Origin of the sequence: Streptomyces alboflavus (assembly GCF_000716675.1) — a bacterium.
Lineage (GTDB): Bacteria > Actinomycetota > Actinomycetes > Streptomycetales > Streptomycetaceae > Streptomyces > Streptomyces alboflavus.
This window is the reverse complement of sequence record NZ_JNXT01000014.1, coordinates 72,835-93,132: the sequence shown is the minus strand read 5'-3', so window position 1 is coordinate 93,132 and position 20,298 is coordinate 72,835. Positions and strand designations below refer to the sequence as shown.

The window sequence follows — 20,298 nt, the reverse complement described above, 5'->3', positions numbered from 1 at the left end:
CTCGGCCCCCGCGTCCCCGACGGCGCCCAGCGCCGTCCCCTCCAGGAGAAGGTCCATGAACCCCGCCTACTCGACCGTCGACCACTTCTTCACCGTCCCCCTGGACCACTCCGCTCCCGGCGGGGAGACCCTTCAGGTCTTCGCCCGCGAGGTCGTCGACCCGGGCCGTGCGGATGAGCGGCTGCCGTGGCTGCTCTATCTCCAGGGTGGTCCTGGTGGCAAGTCGCCGCGTCCTTCGGCCGGTTCGCCGGGGTGGCTGGACGAGGCGCTGAAGACCCACCGGGTGCTTCTGCTCGACCAGCGTGGCACCGGCCGCTCCACTCCTGTCACCGCGCGGGTCGCCGCCCGCTTCGCCGACCCGGCCCGGCTCGCCGCGTACCTCGGGTGCTTCCGGGCCGACGCGATCGTCGCCGACGCCGAGCTGATACGTCGTCAACTCTGCGAGGACGAACCCTGGGAGACCCTCGGGCAGAGCTACGGCGGCTTCATCACCCTCACCTATCTGTCCCGTGCGCCCGAGGGTCTGAAGGCCTGCTACGTCACCGGGGGCCTGCCCGGGCTCACCGGCACCGCCGACGACGTCTACGCCCGCACCTACCCGCGCGTGCGCGACCGCGTCCACGGCCTCTATGCCCGCTATCCGCAGGACGCCACCCGCCTGCGCCGGATCGCGGACCTCCTGGCGGTCAAGGACGTCCGCCTGCCCGACGGCGACCGCCTCACCGTCCGCCGACTGCGCACGCTCGGGCTCGCCCTGGGCATGGGCGACGGTTACGAGAGGATCCACTGGCTGCTCGAGGATTCCCTCGACGACGACGGGGAGTTGAGCGACACGTTCCTGCGTGCGGTGATGGCCGTGACCGGCTTCACCGACAACCCCCTGTTCGCCGTCATGCAGGAGACCCTGTACGGCCAGGGCGCGGGCCCCACCGGATGGGCCGCGTCCCGCGCCCTCGCGGACTTCGCCGAGTTCACCGAGGACGCCGACCCGCTCCTGCTCACCGGCGAGATGATCTACCCCTGGATGTTCCGCGACATCGCGGGCCTGCGCCCCTTCGCGGCCGCCGCCGACCTCCTTGCCGACCGCGCCGACTGGCCCCCGCTGTACGACCTCGACCGCCTCGCGGCCAACCAGGTCCCCCTCGCCGCGATCGTCTACCACGACGACATGTACGTGGACGCCGGACTCTCCTTGCGCACCGCGTGCCAGGTCGGCGCCGCCCGCGTCTGGGTCACCAACGAGTGGGAGCACGACGGCGTGACCGCCTCCGGTGGCCGCGTCCTCGAACGCCTGACGGCGATGGCCGCAGGCCGCGCCTAGCTCCGCCCGTTCGGCACGCTCCGCCCCACCCCCCGTACGTGCCGCCCCCCCCCACGCACGCCGTCCCCTTCCGCCCTCGGGCCGTTCCGCACCCTCGGGAGAGCCATGCCCGCACAGCCCCTCCGCCCGCTGCCGCTGACCGCCGCGTTCGCCCTCGTCGCCTGCCTCGCCGCCCCCACCGCCGCCGAAGCGGCCACCCCGCACCGGCCCGCCGCCCCCGCCGCCGACTGCGCCCTGCCCGGCCGCACCGGCTGGACGGACGAGGGCCACGACACCGACACCCGGCAGTTCCAGCGCGCCACCGGCACCCGCAAGGTCCTGACCCTGTTCGTCGACTTCCCCGACGCGCCCGCCACTGACTCGACGCGCGCCTACGCCGCTCAACTCGCGCCTGCCGCACGATGGTTGAAGCAGGCCAGCCACGGCCGCTCCCGGCTCGCCCTCACCTCGCTGCACCGCTGGATCCGGATGCCCGCGGACTCCACCTCGTACGGGTTCGAGCGCGGTCTGACCTTCGAGGCGCACGAGAAGTACGTACGCGACGCCGTCGCCGCCGCCGACCCGCACGCGGACTTCTCCCGCTACGACATGGTCTATGTCGTCCCCACCCGCGCGGCCGCCGCCATCACCTTCTCGCCGACCTACCTCTTCGACCCGGACACGTCCGGTGTCAGCGCCGACGGCAGGCGCGTCAAGTGGGGCGTCACCTTCGGCCAGGACCTGTGGCGCTGGGGGCACAAGGTCGCCGCCCACGAGACCGGGCACACCTTCGGCCTGCCCGACCTCTACGCGTTCACGGGCGACACCCACCGGTACACCGGCGGCTGGGACGTCATGGGCGACATCGCGGGACGCGCGCCGCAGTACCTCGGCTGGCACTCCTGGAAGCTCGGCTGGATCCGCGACCGGCAGGTGGCCTGCCTGCCCGGAGCCGGGCGGCGCACGGTGCGCCTGACCCCTGTGGAGCGCGGGGGAGGCACGCAGATCGCCGTCCTGCGCACCGGCGAGACGACGGCGTACGTCGCCGAGTCCCGTCGCGCCGAGGGCCACGACCGGAACGCCTGCTCCACCGGTGTCCTCATCTACAAGGTCGACTCCGCCACCCCGACCGGCGAGGGCCCCGTCCGCGTCATGAACGCCGCACCCGCCACCACCCCGCCGCCCGGCTGCACACCACTGGACCTGGCCGCCCACACCCCCGGCCAGACCTTCACCGACCCCGACGCCGGGGCGCGGATCACCGTGATCGGGGGTGGGAAAGGGGGCGACACCGTCCGTCTCAGCAGCCCTTGAGGGCGATGCGCCCTTTGCCCGTACTTGATCTTCACCGCCTAGGGTGGCGGGATCGGGGAGGGGAACACCATCGCGAAACACAAGAAGAACAGTGCGAAAGAGGGCAGCCTCGCGCGGTCCTCGCTGCTCATGGCAGCCGGGACCGTCGTCTCGCGGGCGACCGGCCTCATCCGGCAGGTCCTCCAGGCGGCGGCACTCGGCACGGGCCTGCTCGCCAGTACGTACAACACCGCGAACACCGTGCCCACCGGCCTGTACACCCTGCTGATCGGCGGCGCGCTCAACGCCGTGCTCGTGCCGCAGCTCGTCCGGGCCCGCGCCACCCAGGCCGACGGCGGCCGGGCCTACGAACAGCGCCTGGTCACCCTGGTGCTGTGCGTCCTCGCGGCGGGCACGGCGCTCGCCGTGTGGGCGGCGCCGGAGATCGTCGGCCTGTACATGCGGGACACGGCGGAGAACCACGAGGCGTTCGAACTCACCGTCGTCTTCGCCCGCTTCCTGCTGCCGCAGATCTTCTTCTACGGCATGTTCGGCATGCTCGGCCAAGTCCTCAACGCCCGCGAGAAGTTCGGCGCGATGATGTGGACGCCCGTCCTCAACAACGTCGTCCTGATCGCCATGTTCGGCGCCTACCTGGGGCTGATGGCGACGCCGGACAGCGTCGGCGACATCACCGCCGAGCAGGTCAGGCTCCTCGGTGTCGGCACCACCTGCGGCATCGCGCTGCAGGCCCTCGCGCTCGTGCCGTACGTGCGCGAGGCGGGGTTCCGCTTCCGGCCGCGCTTCGACTGGCGCGGCACGGGCCTGCGCAAGAGCGCCCGGGCCGCCCGCTGGACCCTGCTGTTCGTGCTCGTCAACCAGGTCGCCCTGACCGTCGTCTCGAACTACGCCAACGCCACCGACCAGCGCCTTCCGCACGCGGGAGCCGGGTACACGGCGTACACGTACGCACAGACCATCTGGCTCCTGCCGCAGTCCATCGTCACGGTCTCGCTGGTCACCGCGCTCCTGCCCCGGCTCAGCAAGGCCGCGGCGCAGGGCCGCACCGACGACCTGCGCGGCGAACTGTCCCGCGCGCTGCGCCTGACCGGAGTCGTGATCGTGCCCGCCGGATTCTTCTTCCTGGCGCTCGGCCCGCAGACGGCGGCGCTGCTGTTCGGCCACGGAGCCGCCGACGCGGCGGCCACACGCCCGCTCGGCCAGATGCTCCAGGCCTTCGGCCTCGGCCTGATCCCGTTCTCCGCCCAGTACCTGCTGCTGCGCGGCTTCTACGCGTACGAGGACACCCGCACGCCGTTCTGGACGGTGGCCTGGATCGCCTCCGTGAACATCGCCCTGGCCGCCGCCTGTTATCAGCTCCTGCCCGCACGCTGGGCGGTCGTCGGCATGGCCGCCGCGTACACGCTGTCGTACGCCGCGGGTCTGCTGCTCACCGCGCGCCTGCTGCGCAGGCGTCTCGACGGCCGCATGGACGGCAAACGCCTGGTGCGCACGTACGGCAAGCTCACCCTGGCCGCCGCCCCCGCCGGGGCCCTCGCCTGGCTGGTGGCCCGTGCCTGCGCAGACCGGGCGGGCGCCGCGAACACGGCGACGACGGCCCTCGCGCTCGCGGCGGGTGCCGCCGCCCTGATCGCCGGATACGTGCTGCTCGCGCGGCTGCTGAGGGTCGGTGAGCTTCGGCTGCGCGTCCTGCGCTGAGCCGGAGACGGACAGCCTTCGGCCAGGGACAGGGATGGCCCCCGACCACCACGGTGGTCGGGAGCCATCCCGGTGTGCGTCCGCGGCGGTGCCCCGCCGGGCTCAGTGCTCCGTCACGAAGACGTGCGCGGCAGTGCGCGCGGGGAGTTCGGCGGTCGCCCCGCCGCTGCCGACCAGCACGCCGCCGGGTGCCGAGGTCACGCTCACGACCGCGCCGGGCCGCACCCCCGCACGCCACAGGGTGTCCATCAACTGCGGGTCGGTCTGGACGCGTTCCCTGATGCGCCGGACGACGGCACGCGCGCCGTCAGGACCGGGGGCGAGGTCGCTGAGGCTGACCATGCCGGCGTCGGTGGCCGGCCGTGGGGCGCCCCCCTCGCCCAGCTCCTCAAGGCCGGGGATCGGGTTGCCGTAGGGCGACTGGGTCGGGTGCCGCAGCAGCCGCACGACGCGGCGTTCCACGGCCTCGCTCATCACGTGCTCCCAGCGGCAGGCCTCGGTGTGGGCCTGCTCCCAGTCGAGCCCGATCACCTCGACGAGCAGGCACTCCGCGAGCCGGTGCTTGCGCATCACGCGTGTGGCGACGCGCCGCCCCTCCTCCGTCAGGTCGAGGCGCCGGTCGGCGGCCACACGCAGCAGCCCGTCGCGTGCCATGCGGGCCACGGTCTGGCTGACCGTGGGGCCGCTCTGGTCGAGCCGCTCGGCGATGCGGGCCCGCAGCGGGGCCACACCTTCCTCCTCCAGCTCCAGGACGGTGCGGAGGTACATCTCCGTGGCGTCGATGAGTCGGGTCATGCCGTGCGTCAGGCGGACGTCTCGGCGGTGGCGGTCAGGACCGCGCGGCCGAGTATGTGGCCGGCGATGGTGAACCCGAGGAAGGCCGGGGTGGCCTCCGCCGGGACGCCGATGGACTCGACGCCGAGGGCGTGCACCACGACGAAGTAGCGGTGCGGGCCGTGCCCGGCGGGCGGGGCGGCGCCGATGTAGCGGGCCAGGCGGGCGTCGTTGGGCAGCTGGAAGGCGCCCTCCGGCAGGCCCGAGCCGGTGTCGTCGCCCGCGCCCGCCGGCAGCTCGGTGACGGTGGCGGGGATGTCGGCGACCGCCCAGTGCCAGAAGCCGGACCCGGTGGGGGCGTCGGGGTCGTAGACCGTGACCGCGTAGCTCTTCGTACCCTCCGGGGCGCCGCTCCACGACAGCTGTGGGGAGACGTCCTTGCCGCCGGGGACACCGGCGGAGAGCTGCGCGGGCGACCAGGCGGCGCCGTCGGTGACGTCGGCGCTGGTGACGGTGAAGGTGGCCGCCTCGGGGAGGCGGGCGAACGGGTTGTTGGCGTTCATCGCGTCGTTCCTTTCAAGCCGTGCTGGGGATGGCGACGAGGTGGCAGGCGGAGGGCACGCGGCGTCGTGCCGACGCGCCGCCGCTTCTCGCCGCCGATGAATCGACCATAGCACCGATAATCGATTATTGAAGGGATCGTCTATGCTGACGGCATGACGCAGACGGCCCCCACCTCACCCCCGCCCGGGAAGCAGATGCTCTCCGAGCAGGTCCACGCACACCTGCGGGACGCGATCATGCGCGGGGACTTCGCCCCGGGCGACGCCCTCAAACCGCAGGACCTGGCCAAGGACCAGGGCGTGAGCCTGGCCGTCGTGCGCGAAGCGCTCGTGCGCCTTGTCGGCGAAGGCCTCGCCGACCGCCTGCACAACCGCGGCTTCGCCGTCCCGGCCTTCTCCGACCACCGCTGGCAGGAGATCGCCGAGGCCCGCAGGACCGTCGAACCCGTCGTCCTGCGCATGTCCATCGAGCGCGGCGACGTCGACTGGGAGGCCCGCGTACGGGCCGCCCACCACCGCCTCGCCCGCACCCCGGCGTACGAACCGGGCGAGGGCGAGCACTACAGCAGCGCCTGGTCCGAGGCCCACCGCGTCTTCCACCGCACCCTGCTCGAAGGCTGCGGCAACCGCGTCCTCCTGGAGACCTTCGACCGCATGTGGACCGCGAGCGAGCTGGCCCGCCGCTGGTCGGCCCTGCGCGACCCCGACCGGGACGGCTTCGGTGAACACCGCCGCCTCGAAGAAGCGGCCCTGGCCCGCGACGCCGACACGGCGGCCGAGGTCCTGGCGCAGCACCTCACCCAGACCGCGACCGCCCTCACCGACGCGGCCCGCCCCGGGCCTTCCTGAGTCTCAGGCCGCCCGCCGCGCCCGCAGCCGGTGCCGCCGGATCAGGTCCGCGTACAGGCGCCCGCTGCCCTTCACCGTCCGCCGCTGCGTCGCGTAGTCCACGTGGACGAGGCCGAAGCGCTTGTCGTAGCCGTACGCCCACTCGAAGTTGTCCAGGAGGGACCAGGCGTAGTACCCGGCGAGGGGCGCGCCCCGGTGGGCGGCGCGGGCGCAGGCCGCGAGGTGTTCGCGGAGGTACCGGGCGCGCTCGGGGTCGTCGACGGAGCCGTCGGCGCGGACCACGTCCGGGTAGGACGAGCCGTTCTCGGTGACGTACAGCTTGCGCGCGCCGTAGTCCTCGGTGAGGCGCAGGAGCAGGGTCTCCAGGCCGTTCGCGTCGATCTCCCAGTCCATGCCGGTGTGGCGCCGGCCGGGGCGGTGGATCTGGTGGGCGTGCGGGGGCGGGCCCGCGGGGTCGTCGGTGACGTGGGCCGGGAAGTAGTAGTTGAGGCCCAGCCAGTCCAGGGGCCGCGCGATGACGTCCAGGTCGCCCTGCTGTTCCGGGAGTTCGACGCCGTACACCTCCCGCATGTCCGCGGGGAAGCCCCGGCCGTGCAGCGGGTCGAGCCACCAGCGGTTGGTGTGGCCGTCGACGCGCCGGGCCGCGGCGACGTCCTCGGGGCGGGACGTGGCGGGCTCGACGGGGGAGAGGTTGTTGACGATGCCGACCTCGGCCTCGGGTGCGGCGGCGCGGATGGCCTGGGTGGCGAGGCCGTGGCCGAGCAGCAGGTGGTACGAGGCGTGCACGGCGGCGCTGATGTCGGTGAGTCCGGGGGCCATGCGGCCCTCCAGATGGCCGATCCAGGCCGAGCAGAGCGGTTCGTTGAGCGTCGCCCACTGCGGCACGCGGTCGCCTAGGCGCTCGGCGACCACGGCGGCGTACGCGGCGAAGTGTCCGGCGGTGTCGCGCGCGGGCCAGCCGCCGCGGTCCTGGAGGGCCTGCGGCAGGTCCCAGTGGTAGAGGGTGGCGTTCGGCGTGATGCCCGCTTCGAGGAGGGCGTCGACGAGCCGGTCGTAGAAGGCGAGCCCGGCCGCGTTGACCGGCCCGTCGCCGCCCGGCACGACGCGCGGCCAGGCCACGGAGAAGCGGTAGGAGTCGACGCCGAGTTCCCGCATCAGGGCGATGTCCTCGGGCCAGCGGTGGTAGTGGTCGCAGGCCACGTCGCCGGTGTCGCCGCCCGCGACCTTGCCGGGGGTGCGGGAGAAGGTGTCCCAGATGGACGGGGAGCGGCCGTCTTCCGCGGCGGCCCCCTCGATCTGGTACGCCGACGTGGCGACCCCCCAGGTGAAGGGGTGGGGGAGCGCGGCGAGGTCGGAGGCGTCGGTCACGGAGGTCCTTTCGGCAGGGGGAGTGCGGGGCGGGACGGGCGCGGAAGCGGTCACTTGACGGCTCCGGCGGTGAGCCCGGCGACGAGGTAGCGCTGGAGCAGCAGGAATCCGGCGACCACCGGCACGCTGACGACCAGCGAGGCGGCCATGACCTGGTTCCAGTACACGTCGTTCTGCGTGGAGTAGCCCTGGAGGCCCACGGCGAGGGTGCGGGTGGTGTCGTTGGTCATCACCGAGGCGAAGAGGACCTCGCCCCACGCGGTCATGAACGCGTAGACGGCGACGGCCACGATCCCGGGGACCGCGGCCGGGACGACGACCCGGAACAGCGCGCCCAGCGGACCGCACCCGTCGACGAGCGCCGCCTCGTCCAGCTCCTTGGGCACCGAGTCGAAGTAGCCGATCAGCATCCAGATGGAGAACGGCAGCGAGAACGTGAGATAGGTGAGGATGAGCCCCGCGCGGGAGCCGAACAGCGCGATGCCCGTCGCGTTGCCCACGTTGACGTAGATGAGGAACAGCGGCAGCAGGAAGAGGATGCCCGGGAACATCTGCGTGGACAGCACGGTCACGGTGAACACGCGCTTGCCGCGGAAGCGGTGGCGGCTCACCGCGTACGCCGCGAACACCGCGACGACGACCGAGCACACCGTGGCCGCGCCCGCCACGATCAGCGAGTTCATGAAGTAGTCCGCGAGCGGCACCGTCGTCCAGATGTCGGCGTACGGGCGGAACGTCACGGTGGACGGTAGCCAGCGGAAGCTCCCCGCGACGTCCTGGAGCGGCTTCAGGGAGCTGGACACCATGACGTACACCGGGACCAGGACGAACCCGGCGAGCAGCGTGAGGAAGACGCGGCGCAGCCACAGGAACGAGCGGGGCGGCGCCATCGGCGAGCGCCGTCGCGCGGTGGCGGGCACCGGCGGGGCCTTGGTCGCGCTAGCCATCAACGGCCCTCCTTCCACGGGAGGTGAGGAGCAGGTACGCGGCCGTCACCACGAGCAGGAAGAGCAGCAGCAGGACCGACATCGCGGCGCCCGTGCCGAAGTTCCAGGTGACGAACGACGACTGGTAGATGTGGATCGAGATGAGGTCCGCCGACTCCGGCGCCGCATCGCCGAACAGCAGATACGGCGTGTTGAAGTCGTTGAAGGTCCACAGGAAGAGCACCAGGACCAGGACCTGGTTGACCGGCCGCAGCGAGGGCAGCGTGATGCGGCGGATCTGCTGCCACATCCCGGCGCCGTCGATGGCGGCCGCCTCGTACAGCTCCTTGGGAATGTTCTGCAGCCCGGCCGTGACGATGAGGAACACGAACGGCCAGTGCTTCCACACCGACACGGTGGCGAGCGCGAAGAAGCTGTTGTCGCCGATCAGCCAGAAGGGCCGGCCGTCGGTGATCCCGAGCTGGTCGTGCAGGACGTGGTTCACCAGGCCGTTGTCGCGCTGGAACATGAACGCCCAGGTGATCACGGCCGCGTACACGGGCAGCGCGTACGGCGTGAGGAACAGGGCGCGCAGCAGGCCCCGGCCCCGGAAGTGGTCCTGGAGGAACAGCGCGGCGGCCGTGCCGATCAGCCAGCACAGGCCCACCGACACCACGGTGAACGCGCAGGTGACGAAGAACGAGTGCAGCAGCGCCTCGCCGACGGGCGCGTCGAAGTCGACCGACAGGGAGTAGTTGTCGAGCCCGGCCCAGGGCGCGGCGCCCCAGTCGCGGATGTAGAACTGCGTGAGCTCCTTGAAGCTCATGAAGATGCCCACGGCCATCGGGATCAGATGGACGAGCAGTTCGAGAAGGAGCGCGGGGAGCAGCAGGAAGTACGGCAGGGCGAGGCGGCGCAGCCGTCCACGCGGACGGCGTGCGCGCGGTCGCGTACCGGGGCCCTCCTTGCGCACGGGCGCCGCGACAGCCTTGTCGTGCTCGTCGTGCTTGTCGTGCTCGTCGTGGGCGGTGGTCAGAGCGGTCATGGCGCGGCTCAGCCCTTCGGCATCTGCTGCTGCGCCTTGGTGAGCGCCGACTTGACCGAGTCCGTGGTCACCGGACGGCCCTCGGCGGCGTCGGCGAACAGCTCCTTGACGGCGGTGCCCACCGTCGTCTCGAACTGCGACTCATGGGGCACCTGGGGCAGCGGCGCCGCGCTCTCGGCGAGTGTGTCGCGCAGCACGGCGGTCTCCGGGCGGGCGAACGCCGGGTCCGACTGGGCCGCCTTCACCGGAGGGATCGAGCCGTATGCCTTGTTGAGCCCGGTCTGCTCGGCGTCGCTCGTCATGAACTTCACGAACTTCACCGCGCCGTCGAGGTTGTCGGTGTTCTTGAAGACGGCCAGATTGATGCCCGCGACCATCGAGTTGACCTGCTTGCCGACGCCCGGCGTCCCCGAGGGCACCGGCACCGGTGCCACGCCCCAGTCGGCGGGCTTCATGCCGTGCGACGCGAAGGTCGTCGCGGCCGCCTGCCACAGCACCATCGCCGTCCTGCCCTTGGCGAAGTCCTGAAGGGACTGGTTGCGCGCGTACTCGGCGTTGCCCGGCGCGATGATCTTGTCCTTGGCCATGAAGTCGACGTACTGCTTCACGGCGGCGACCGCGCCGGGGGACGTGAACGTCGGCTTCCCCGCGGCGTCGAAGAAGTCCGCGCCGTGCTGCTTGCCGAGGACATGGACCTGGTGAATGTTGTTCACCAGGTTCGAGCCCTCCGCCCCCAGTGCCCACTTGCCGCCCTTGGAGAGCTTCTTGCCGTCGGCGACCAGCTGCTCCCAGGTCGCGGGCGGCCTCTCGATGCCCGCGTCCTCGAACATCTTCTTGTTGTAGTAGAGGGCGTACGCCAGTGAGTACAGCGGCACCGCGGCGGGATCCTTGCCGCGCGCCCCCGTCGAGCCGAGCGCGGCGGACACGAACCGGTCCTTGCCGCCGATCTGCCCGAACCGCTTCGCGTCCCACGGCAAGAGCGCGCCGCTCGCCTGCAGCGAGGACGACCAGGTGTTGCCGATGTTCAGGACGTCCGGGCCCTGGCCCGAAGTGGTCGCGGTCAGAATGCGGTTGAGCAGGTCGGACCAGGGGATCACCTCCAGCTTGACCTTGATCCCGGTCTGCTCCTCGAACTTCTCGAGCCGGGGCGTGAGGATCTTCTTGTCGGCCTCGATGTTCGGCCCCTGGTTCGACGCCCAGTACGTGAGCGTCTTCGGCGAGTCGTTGCTCCCGCCGCCCGTGGCGGTGCCGCCGCCGCACGCGGTGGCGGTGAGAGCGGTGAGCGCGGCGACGGCGGCTGCGGCTCGGAGTCTGCGCATGACGGATACGCCCCTTTCCGGGGAGGATCTCGGCGGTGGCTGCGCCCAAGTCCCTGCGAGCACGGCCGTGTCGGGGAACCCGATGAGTGGCGCGAGGGGTCCCCGTGACGGTTGTGTTCAGTGCTTGAACGAGCTTCACGACTTAATTTAGGACGTGAGTTAAATCCTGAAGACAAGTCGCGTCAAGAGGTTCGGCACGGGTATGTTGCGAACGGGGAGAGGAGCCACATGGCCGAGCGGAACAGCCGAACCGTGCGTGACCTGCGCCTGGGCAACCGGGCTTCGGTGCTGCGCCGGTTGTACTTTCACGGGCCGATGAGCCGCCAGGCGCTCGGCGGCGCGACCGGGCTCAGCTCCGGCTCCGTCAGCAACGTCGTCGCCGAACTCACCGCGGACCACCTCCTGGAGGAGGCCGGCGTCGTCGAGTCCGACGGCGGCCGCCCCCGCACCCTGCTGCGGGTGGCCCCCGGCAGCGGGCACCTCATCGGCGTGGACGTCGGCGAGACCCGCGTCCGCGTCGAGGCCTTCGACCTCGCCCTCACCGAACTCGCCCGCACCGACCGCCCGTTGACCCCGACCGGCCATGACGTCGAGGCCGTCGTCGGTCACATCCGCGACGGCATCGCCGAAGTCACCGCCGCCGCCGGGCTCACGGCGGGCGAGGGCCTGATCGGCGTCGGCGTCGGCGTCCCCGGCATCGTCGAGACGACCGCCCCCGGCGGCGCCCTCGTCCACGGCCAGACCGTCGGCTGGGACGCGGTGCCGTTGGAGTCCCTGCTCCGCGAGGCCGTCCGACTCCCGGCGGACACGGCGTACTTCATCGACAACGGCGCCCGCGCGCTCGGCCAGGCCGAGATGTGGTTCGGCGGCGGCCGCGGCGTGCGCGACGCCGTCATCGTCCTGTTCGGCTCCGGCGTCGGCGCGTGCATCGTCACCGACGGCGTCATCCACGGCGGCGCCCACGGTGGGCCGGGCGAATGGGGGCACTTGACCGTCCACGTCCGCGGGCGGCGCTGCCGGTGCGGTGCTCTTGGCTGCCTGGAGGCGTACGCGGGGGCGGAGGCGCTGCTCGACCGCTGGCGCGAGGCGGGGGGCGAGCCGCCCGCGACCGGTGAGGAGAGCGGGGTCGCCGCGCTGCTCGCGGCCGCCCACCCCGAGGGCGGCGGCGCCGGGGACCCCGTGGCACGGGCCGTGCTCGACGAGACCGCCGAGTATCTGGGCGCGGGCATCTCCGGCCTGGTGAACCTCTTCGGCCCCGAACGGGTCCTCGTCGGCGGCTGGGCCGGCCTCGCCCTCGGCCCGCACCTGCTGCCCGCCGTCCGCGAGCACGCCGCCGCGTACTCCCTGCGCCACCCCGCGGCCCGCGTCACCGTGGTGCTCGGTGAGCTGGGCCCGGACGCGGTGACGGTGGGCGCGGCGACGCTGCCGCTCGCGGACTTCCTGGCGCGGGGCGGGCGGCGGCGGGAGGAGACCGGGGAGGCGCCGGGGGCCGGGCCGTTGCTCGGCCCGGCGGCGCGGGCGGCGCTCTGACCCGACCCCCGGCCCGGTCATCTCCGCACGGGCTCGCTCACTTCGCCAGGAAGGCGACCAGCGCCTCGTTCACCTCCTCGGCGTGCGTCCAGAGCAGGCCGTGCGGGGCGCCCTCGATCTCGACGTACGTGGAGTCCGGCAGGATCTCGCGGAACGCCCGGGCGGTGGCGTCGACCGGCAGGATCCGGTCGGCGGTGCCGTGCAGCAGCAGCGTGGGGACACCGGAGGCGGCGATCGCGGCCGAGTCGGCCCGGAAGTCCGTGGTCCACGTCGGGACGGCCGCGACCGACGCGTGGGCGGACGAGCCCGCGGCCACGTTCCAACTCGCGCGCAGCGCCGCCTCGCTGAGGCGGGAGCCGAGGGTCTCGTCGGTGTTGTAGAAGTCGGCGTAGAACGCGTCGAAGTAGGCGTACCGGTCGGCCTTCACCGCGGCGAGTATGCCGTCGAACACGGACTGGTCGACGCCGCGCGGGTTGTCGTCCGTCTTGAGCAGGAAGGGCTGGAGCAGACCCAGGAAAGCGGCCTTGCCGACGCGCTCCGTGCCGTACGCCGACAGATAGCGGGTGACCTCGCCGCTGCCCATCGAGAACCCGACGAGCACCGTGTCGCGCAGGTCGAGCGTCCGCATCAGGATGTCGAGGTCCGACGCGAACGTGTCGTAGTCGTAGCCGGTCGTCGGCCGGCTGGACCGGCCGAAGCCGCGGCGGTCGTACGTGATGACGCGGTGCCCCGACTCCAGGAGCGCGGGCACCTGCTTCTCCCAGGAGTGCCCGTCCAGCGGGTAGCCGTGGATGAGCACCACGGGGCGGCCGGTGCCGTGGTCCTCGTAGTAGAGGTCGATCGACGCGCTGTTCTCGGTACCGACGGTGATGTACGGCATGGCAGTCCCTCTCGTTCGTTCCCTCTGGTCGTCTCGCTTGCCGACGCAGAAGCAGCGTACACGATTACCTCGCACACGATGCAATCGTCTGCGCTGTGCTCTGCCTTACAGTGGTCCTCATGGAAGGCACGAGGGAAGACACGTCACCGCTGGCCGAACTGCTCTGCTTCGACCTCTACGCGGCCTCGCGCAGCGTCACGTCCGTGTACCGGGTGCTCCTCGACCCGCTGGGTCTCACCTACCCCCAGTACCTGGTGATGCTGGTGCTGTGGCGACGGGACGAGAGCACGGTCCGGGAGCTGGTGGAGGAGCTGCGGCTCGACTACAACACGCTGTCCCCGCTCCTGAAGCGCCTTGAGGCGCGGGGTCTCGTCGAGCGCCGCCGCCGCCCCGACGACGAGCGCTCGGTCGCCGTCGTCCTCACGGCCGACGGGCGCGCGATGCGGCAGCAGGCGGCCCACGTGCCCGCGGCGATCGGCGAGGCGATGGGCGTGGACGAGGCCGAGATCGCCGCGCTGCAGGGGGCGCTGCGGAGGATCACGGTGAACGCGGGGGCCCGGGCCGCGGAGTTGGGCGGGCGGCGGTCCTAGGCGCTCTTCCCGACCGGTGCGGGGGCCGTCGGCGGTGGCCCTGCGGCCGGCGTGCGCCCACCTGTCATGATCATCCCGTCGTGTTCCGAGGTGGGAGGCAAGAAATGGCGATACCGCTGCCCGACGGGCTGGCCACACCGGCGCTGGTCGTCGATCCGGACGTGCTGGACCGGAACATCGCGCGGATGGCCGAGGCCTCGCGCGCCCAGGGGTTCGCCCTGCGTCCGCACGCCAAGAGTCACAAGTGCGCGCGGATCGCGGACCGTCAGCTCCGGTCCGGCGCGCGCGGACTCTCGGTGGCCACGATCGGCGAGGCCGAGGCGTTCGCCCGCGCGGGCGTGGACGACCTGTTCATCGCCTACCCCGTGTGGCTCGACGCCGACAAGGCGCGGCGGCTGCGGCGACTGGCGGACGACGTCGCCCTGAGGGTCGGCGTGGAGTCGGTCGAGGGCGCGCGGCGTCTTGGGGACGCCCTGCGCGGCAGCGACCGGGCGGTCGGGGTGCTCGTCGAGGTCGACAGCGGGAGCCGTCGGACGGGGGTGCGGCCCGACGCCGCCGGTGAGGTCGGCAAGGCGGCGGCCGACGAGGGCCTGGACGTGGTCGGCGTCTTCACCTTCCCGGGGCACGGCTACGGCCACGACGCCCGCGCGCGGGAGCGGGCCGCACGGGACGAGGAGCGCACGCTGGGGGAGGCCGCGCAGGGGCTGCGGGACATCGGGCTCGACGTCCGTGTGGTCAGCGGCGGGTCGACCCCGACCGTGGGGCAGTGGCGGCCCGGCGCGGTGAACGAGCTGCGGCCCGGTGTCTACGTCTTCAACGACGCCACCCAGCTGGCCATCGGCACCTGCGGGGTGGAGGACCTCGCGCTGGCCGCCGTGGCGACGGTCATCAGCGTTCCCGCCCCGGAACGCTTCGTCCTCGACGTCGGCAGCAAGGTCCTCGGCTCCGACCGGTCGCCCTGGGTGACGGGCCACGGATACCTGCCCCTGTTCCCCGAGGGGACCGTCACCGGACTGTGGGAGCACCACGCCGTGGTGCGGCTCCCGGAGGGGGTGCGAGGGCCGCGCCTCGGGTCGTCGGTCGCCGTCGTCCCCAACCACATCTGCACGCCGGTGAACCTCGCCGACGAGCTGCTGGTCGTCCGGGACCGCGAGGTGGTCGACCGCTGGCAGGTCACCGCACGAGGCACCAACACCTGACCCGCACGTCCCCGCCCGAAGCCCCCGCGGCCGACCGCGAAATCCAGTCAGGCAGAACGCGCCCTGACGCGTCCTGTCGTGTGTGACCAGTTCAGAACCAACGTTCGACAAACAACCTCACGCGGAGAGAGACCCCACCGGCCCGCGCGGGGCCGGACCCGACACGGACCCGGCCAAGGAGCCGGTGGACGCCGAGGCGGCCGAGAACACGGAGGAATCCGAGAACCCCGAGAGCTCTGAGAATTCCGAGAACTCCGAGAATTCCGAGAAGGGGGGCGGGCCCGAGCGGCTTCCCGCGCGGGAGACCTGGACCGTCCTGTACCGCCACTTCAAGCCGCACCGCGGCATCGTGGCGCTCGGCGCGCTGTTCACGCTCGTCGGCGCCGCCACCGGCCTCGCGCAGCCGGTCGCGGTCGAGCAGTTGGTGAGCCGGCTCCAGGACGACGAGTCGATCACCTCGATCCTCGTGCTGCTCACGGGGCTCCTGGTGATCGGGACGGCCGTCGAGTCCGTCGGCAGCTACATCCTGGAACGCACCGCGCAGTCCGTCGTCCTCGACTCCCGTCGCGCTCTCGTCGGCCGCCTGCTGCGCCTGAAGGTCGCGGAGATCGAGCGCGTGCAGCCCGGCGACCTGATGTCCCGTGTCACCTCGGACACCACGCTGCTCCAGGCCGTCACCACGCAGGCCGTGGTGTCCGCGTTCTCCGGGGCGCTCACCGTCGTCGCGACCATCGTGATGATGGCCTTCATGGACCCGGTGCTCCTCGGCGTCACGCTCGGCGTGATCGTCCTCATCGGCGCCGCCACCGGCCTGGTCATGCCGAAGATCTCCAAGGCCACCCAGCGCTCCCAGGAAGCCGTGGGCATGATCTCGACCGCCCTGGAGCGGGCCTTCGGCGCGTTCCGCACGCTGAAGGCGTCCGGCGCGGAGGAGCGCGAGGTCGTCAAGGTCGAGGCGGCGGCGCGCGAGGCCTGGCGGCACGGCGTGAAGTCGGCCAAGTGGCAGGCGGTGGCGTGGAGTTCGATGGGCTTCGCGATCCAGGTGTCATTCCTCGCGGTGCTCGGCGTCGGCGGCGCCCGCGTCGCCTCCGAGGCGATCTCCGTCGCGACCCTCGTGGCGTTCCTGATGCTGCTCTTCTATCTGATCGACCCGGTGAGCCGTCTCGTCGACGCCGTCACCCAGTACCAGGTGGGCTCCGCCGCCGTGGCCCGCATCGTGCAGGCGGAGCGGATGGAGACCGAGGAAGCGGCCGTCGTCGAGGACCAGGCCGGTGTGCCGGGGCGGGCGGCGGGCCGTCGCGCCGCCGTGGAGCGGCCCGCGTCCGTCCTCTTCGACGACGTCACCTTCCGCTACCGCCCCGACCTGCCCCACGTCCACCACGGCGTGACCTTCGCCGTCCCCGGCCCCGGCATGACGGCCTTCGTCGGCCCGTCCGGCGCGGGCAAGACCACCGTCTTCGGACTCGTGGAGCGCTTCTACGACGCGACGGGCGGCCGCGTCCTCGTCGACGGCAGGGACGTACAGGACTGGCCGCTCGCCGAACTGCGCGCGACCATCGGGTACGTCGAGCAGGACGCCCCCGTCCTCGCGGGCACCCTGCGCGAGAACCTGCTGTTCGCCGCGCCGGACGCCACGGACGCCGAGGTCCACGACGTCCTCGTGCAGGCACGCCTCGACGGCCTCGTGGCGAAGCTTCCCGACGGCCTTGAGACCGTGGTCGGCCACCGCGGCTCCAAGCTCTCCGGCGGCGAGCGCCAGCGCGTGGCCATCGCCCGCGCCCTGCTGCGCAAGCCCCGGCTGCTGCTCCTCGACGAGGCGACCTCGCAGCTGGACGCCGTGAACGAGCTGGCGCTGCGCGACGTCGTCGCCGAGGTGTCGAAGACCGTCACGGTCCTCGTCGTCGCGCACCGTCTGTCGACGGTCACGCTGGCCGACCGGATTGTGGTCATGGACGCGGGCCGGGTCCGCGCGGTCGGCACGCACGACGAACTGGTCGAGGGGGACCCGCTGTACGGGGAGCTGGCCGCGACGCAGTTCCTGGCGACGTCGTCCTGAGCGGGGGCGTGGACGGGACCTGACCGGTGCGGGCAGGGCGGCCGCGGCGCACGCGGCCGCCCTGCCCCGCCGCGCCCACGGGCCCGGTGCGGGCGGCGCCCCGCGCGCGGCGCACGCGGCACTCCGAGCTCGCGGAACGCTGCGCTCCACGACCCCCGGAACCCGACGCCCCACGCCCCTGAAAACTGCCGGGCCCCGGCGCCGACCCCTCGCTATCGTGACCCCATGACCGACTTGACCTTGGATCGCTACGCCGCCGAAATCGTCGCCCAGACAGAGCAGTTGACCTCATCGATCAAGGGCGCGGACCTCGCCGCCCCGGTACCGACCTGCGCGGGGTGGAGCCTCGGCGACCTCCTGCGGCACCTGGGCGGCGCGCACCGCTGGGCCGAGGAGATCGTCCGCACCCGGGCGACGGGCCCGGTCCCCGACGACCAGGTGAACGACGTGTCCGGCGACGACCGGGCGGACGTCGCCGCGCTCGGCGCCTGGCTGACCGAGGGCGCGGCGCTGTACGCGGACGCCCTGCGGAAGGCGGGACCGGACGCGCAGGTGTGGACGGTGGCGCCCGGCGGCACCCCGGTGTTCTGGGCGCGCCGCATGACGGTGGAGACGGTGGTGCACCGCGCGGACGCGGTCGGGGCCGTCGACGGGACGTACACCCTGGACCACGACGTCGCCCTCGACGCCCTGGCCGAGTGGCTCGGCTTCCTCGAACTGCCGCAGGTCTATGAGTCCGTCGAGGCGATGCGCGCCTTGCTCGGGCCCGGCAGGACCGTCCACTTCCACACCACGGACACGGCCCCCGGGACGGAGGGCGACTGGCTGATCGACCTCACCGGCGACGCCCCCGCCGTGCGGCGCTCCGGGGCGGGGGAGCGTACCCCGGGGGAAGCGGCCGTGAGCCTGCGCGGCTCGGCCGCGGCGCTCCTGATGCTCATGTACCAGCGGGACTCCGTCCTGGACGACGCGGTGGAGATCGTGGGGGACCGGGAGCTGTTTCAGGAGTGGCGGGAGGCGGCCGGCGCCTGGCTCCGCAGGTGACGGGGCAGGGGCTCCGCCGCCGGGTCACCCTGACGGCGTCGCGCCGGGGCGGGCGGGGGCCCGGGCCTCAGTCGGGCAGTCCCCAGAAGGATCCGCGCAGGCCGACCCCGGCGAAGTAGGCGGAGGCGGAGGCCGGGTCGCGGCGGGTGTAGCCCGGGTCGAGGCGTCCGGTGTACCAGTCGCCGGCGAGGCGCCACAGGGTGCCCAGATCCATGACGTGACCGCGTCGCAGGCCTGTTTGCCGCAGCCAGCTCTCGACGCAGTCGGTGGAGCAGAACAGGCGCTGGTTGCCGCAGGTGTGCACGACGTCGTCCCAGACCCGGTCCATGGGGGTGAGGAAATGGGCCACCTGGCCGCCGTCCGGGGGCGCGTCGCGGCCCACCACCCAGGCGTGCGGGGTGTCGCAGGCCGGACAGCGGGTGGCGACTAGGACGTCGGGCTCGTCCCGGAGCAGGTGGGGCAGGGCGAACGAGTCCCAGGCGCAGCCGCCCCACCACAGCGTGCGCGCCCCCATGACGGAGAAGCCGAGCGGCACGGAGGCGAAGGGGTGGGCCATGACGACGCGGTCGTGGTCCCGCGGGTCCAGGACCACGTCGTGGCTCTCGTGCAGGGCGCGCAGCTCCTGACGCGCCTCGTCGGGGGCGAGCCCGGTGAGCGCGGCGAGCTCCGGCACGCCCGGCGCGCGACCGGTGCGGGCGAAGCCCTGGTAGACGGCGAGACGGACCCGCTCCGTCCGGCTGGGGCCCGTCGGTGCCGCTGGGGTGTTCCCGGTCATGCCCGCGACTCCATCACTGGTCGACGCCGTGTGTCCAGGGGGCGCCCGGAGCCGCGCGACGCTTGCACGCTCGTGCGGCCGAAGGCCCACGACACGTACGCGTCCGGCGTCACCGCCGCGCACGGCCCCGGGAACCTTGGCCCCGAAGTCGCCGGTCACGCGCCGCACTTGAGCTTGTACTCGACGACGTAGGCGCGGTTGCCGCGTCCTCGCCTGCGGTACGTGGGGTGCTGTTGCCAGGGCCCCGGGAGCCAGGGGCCCGGCCGCGCGGGCCGGGGCGGGAGTTCGTCGCGTTCGTCGGGGGCGGGGTCGGCGCGCGGCGCGGGGTCGAGCGCGTGACCGGGCCGGGCGGTCAGATGACGGACACGGTCGTGGAACCCGCCCACGGGCAGGGGGAGTTCGACGTCGTCGTCGACGAACCGCACCGCCAGGGCGGCGTACTCCATGACGGCGAGGGCGACGGGAGGCCAGGACCGTAACGTCGCCCGATTGGTCATCCTGAGGATGCCCAGCATCCGCAGTGTGGCTGCCACGCTGACGGCCGGCGGCTCCGTGGGCCACTCCAGTTTCAGCAGGGGGGCGCCCCGTTCGGGGCGGGGAGCGCGGCCGGGCAGGGGGGCGTCGGCTTCCGGGGCGGGCAGGGCGGCGTCCGGGGTCTGCTGTTTCCACCAGGCCGCGTCGTCGGTCTCGCCGAGCGTGAGGTGGTGCAGATAGAGGCAGTAGGCCGCCGCCGTCTCCCCGGCCCCGGCGGCGTACTGCCACAGGAAACGGGCGGTGTGCGCGCTGTCGTTGAGGCGCAGCATGCAGCCGAGGACGAGCGCGCCCGACGGGGTGGGCAGGAACTCGGTGAGGAAGTCGGTCAGGGACGCCAGGGGCGTGGTGGTCACGACGGCCTCGCACAGGATCCGCAGATCGCTGTCGGCCGCGCGGGCGGTGGTGTGGCCGGGGTCGTCGGCCGCGGCCGGGCGCGGCGGCAGGGCGGGTCGGGTCGGCACCGGGTCGTGGGGGGCAGGGGATTCGTCGAGCAGCAGAGCGCCCTGGAGCAGCTCATCAATCGGTGAGGTCACC

Annotated in this window: 18 protein-coding genes; 9 read left to right on the top strand and 9 right to left on the bottom strand. The window is 72.8% G+C overall.

Annotated features, from left to right (window positions below; translation table 11 throughout):
- The first annotated feature begins 55 nt into the window (after positions 1-55).
- The 3 genes from OO63_RS12990 (at position 56) to murJ (ending at position 4,312) form a co-directional block, all read left to right on the top strand.
- Positions 56-1,321, top strand: a complete 1,266-nt coding sequence (locus OO63_RS12990; protein ID WP_030359566.1) for an alpha/beta fold hydrolase — start codon at positions 56-58, stop codon at positions 1,319-1,321.
- Between the two features lie 105 nt (positions 1,322-1,426).
- Positions 1,427-2,614, top strand: coding sequence for a M6 family metalloprotease domain-containing protein (locus OO63_RS12985; protein ID WP_030359565.1), 1,188 nt, complete (start codon positions 1,427-1,429; stop codon positions 2,612-2,614).
- Positions 2,615-2,743: 129 nt separating this feature from the next.
- A complete protein-coding gene (gene murJ / locus OO63_RS12980) occupies positions 2,744-4,312 on the top strand; it encodes a murein biosynthesis integral membrane protein MurJ (RefSeq protein WP_030359564.1) in 1,569 nt (522 codons plus the stop codon).
- Between the two features lie 102 nt (positions 4,313-4,414).
- Here murJ and OO63_RS12975 read toward each other — a convergent pair whose 3' ends face one another.
- Both OO63_RS12975 and OO63_RS12970 read right to left on the bottom strand, forming a co-directional pair.
- Positions 4,415-5,107 (bottom strand): iron-dependent transcriptional repressor DtxR, encoded by a 693-nt coding sequence (locus tag OO63_RS12975; protein WP_030359563.1) that lies wholly within the window; start codon positions 5,105-5,107, stop codon positions 4,415-4,417.
- A gap of 8 nt (positions 5,108-5,115) precedes the next feature.
- Positions 5,116-5,649: a YbhB/YbcL family Raf kinase inhibitor-like protein gene (locus OO63_RS12970; protein WP_030359562.1), complete on the bottom strand. Its 534-nt coding sequence runs from the start codon at positions 5,647-5,649 to the stop codon at positions 5,116-5,118.
- Between the two features lie 153 nt (positions 5,650-5,802).
- Between OO63_RS12970 and OO63_RS12965 the strand changes: the two genes are divergently transcribed.
- On the top strand, positions 5,803-6,498 hold the full coding sequence (locus OO63_RS12965) for a GntR family transcriptional regulator (protein ID WP_030359561.1): 696 nt from the start codon (positions 5,803-5,805) through the stop codon (positions 6,496-6,498).
- Positions 6,499-6,501: 3 nt separating this feature from the next.
- Here the strand turns inward: OO63_RS12965 and OO63_RS12960 are convergent, their stop codons facing one another.
- The 4 genes from OO63_RS12960 to OO63_RS12945 are packed head-to-tail and all read right to left on the bottom strand — an operon-like array spanning position 6,502 to position 11,156.
- Complete coding sequence (locus OO63_RS12960; protein ID WP_030359560.1) at positions 6,502-7,866, bottom strand: GH1 family beta-glucosidase; 1,365 nt, start codon at positions 7,864-7,866, stop codon at positions 6,502-6,504.
- 50 nt (positions 7,867-7,916) lie between these two features.
- Positions 7,917-8,813 carry a carbohydrate ABC transporter permease gene (locus tag OO63_RS12955; RefSeq protein WP_051810806.1) on the bottom strand — a complete coding sequence of 299 codons (897 nt, stop codon included), beginning with the start codon at positions 8,811-8,813 and terminating at the stop codon, positions 7,917-7,919.
- Positions 8,806-9,837, bottom strand: coding sequence for a carbohydrate ABC transporter permease (locus tag OO63_RS12950; RefSeq protein ID WP_078619104.1), 1,032 nt, complete (start codon positions 9,835-9,837; stop codon positions 8,806-8,808). Before OO63_RS12950 ends, OO63_RS12955 begins: the two co-directional genes overlap by 8 nt.
- An 8-nt stretch (positions 9,838-9,845) precedes the next feature.
- Positions 9,846-11,156, bottom strand: a complete 1,311-nt coding sequence (locus OO63_RS12945) for an ABC transporter substrate-binding protein (protein ID WP_030359557.1) — start codon at positions 11,154-11,156, stop codon at positions 9,846-9,848.
- Positions 11,157-11,384: 228 nt separating this feature from the next.
- Here OO63_RS12945 and OO63_RS12940 point away from each other — a divergent pair, with 228 nt between their 5' ends.
- Positions 11,385-12,686: an ROK family transcriptional regulator gene (locus OO63_RS12940; RefSeq protein ID WP_030359556.1), complete on the top strand. Its 1,302-nt coding sequence runs from the start codon at positions 11,385-11,387 to the stop codon at positions 12,684-12,686.
- Positions 12,687-12,723: 37 nt separating this feature from the next.
- On the opposite strand, the gene OO63_RS12935 is transcribed toward OO63_RS12940, so the two are convergent.
- The gene (locus tag OO63_RS12935) at positions 12,724-13,566 is read right to left on the bottom strand and encodes an alpha/beta fold hydrolase (protein WP_030359555.1); all 843 of its coding nucleotides are present in this window, start codon (positions 13,564-13,566) and stop codon (positions 12,724-12,726) included.
- Positions 13,567-13,685: 119 nt separating this feature from the next.
- Here OO63_RS12935 and OO63_RS12930 point away from each other — a divergent pair, with 119 nt between their 5' ends.
- From OO63_RS12930 to OO63_RS12915, 4 genes are all read left to right on the top strand, one after another.
- Positions 13,686-14,156, top strand: coding sequence for a MarR family winged helix-turn-helix transcriptional regulator (locus OO63_RS12930; protein ID WP_030359554.1), 471 nt, complete (start codon positions 13,686-13,688; stop codon positions 14,154-14,156).
- Positions 14,157-14,260: 104 nt separating this feature from the next.
- Positions 14,261-15,355: an alanine racemase gene (locus OO63_RS12925; RefSeq protein ID WP_030359553.1), complete on the top strand. Its 1,095-nt coding sequence runs from the start codon at positions 14,261-14,263 to the stop codon at positions 15,353-15,355.
- Between the two features lie 316 nt (positions 15,356-15,671).
- A complete protein-coding gene (locus OO63_RS12920) occupies positions 15,672-17,411 on the top strand; it encodes an ABC transporter ATP-binding protein (RefSeq protein WP_234311242.1) in 1,740 nt (579 codons plus the stop codon).
- Between the two features lie 225 nt (positions 17,412-17,636).
- The gene (locus OO63_RS12915) at positions 17,637-18,455 is read left to right on the top strand and encodes a maleylpyruvate isomerase family mycothiol-dependent enzyme (RefSeq protein WP_030359551.1); all 819 of its coding nucleotides are present in this window, start codon (positions 17,637-17,639) and stop codon (positions 18,453-18,455) included.
- 67 nt (positions 18,456-18,522) lie between these two features.
- On the opposite strand, the gene merB is transcribed toward OO63_RS12915, so the two are convergent.
- Positions 18,523-19,230, bottom strand: a complete 708-nt coding sequence (gene merB, locus OO63_RS12910; protein WP_030359550.1) for an organomercurial lyase — start codon at positions 19,228-19,230, stop codon at positions 18,523-18,525.
- 155 nt (positions 19,231-19,385) lie between these two features.
- Positions 19,386-20,297, bottom strand: a complete 912-nt coding sequence (locus OO63_RS42180) for a hypothetical protein (RefSeq protein WP_051810805.1) — start codon at positions 20,295-20,297, stop codon at positions 19,386-19,388.
- Position 20,298 lies beyond the last annotated feature (1 nt).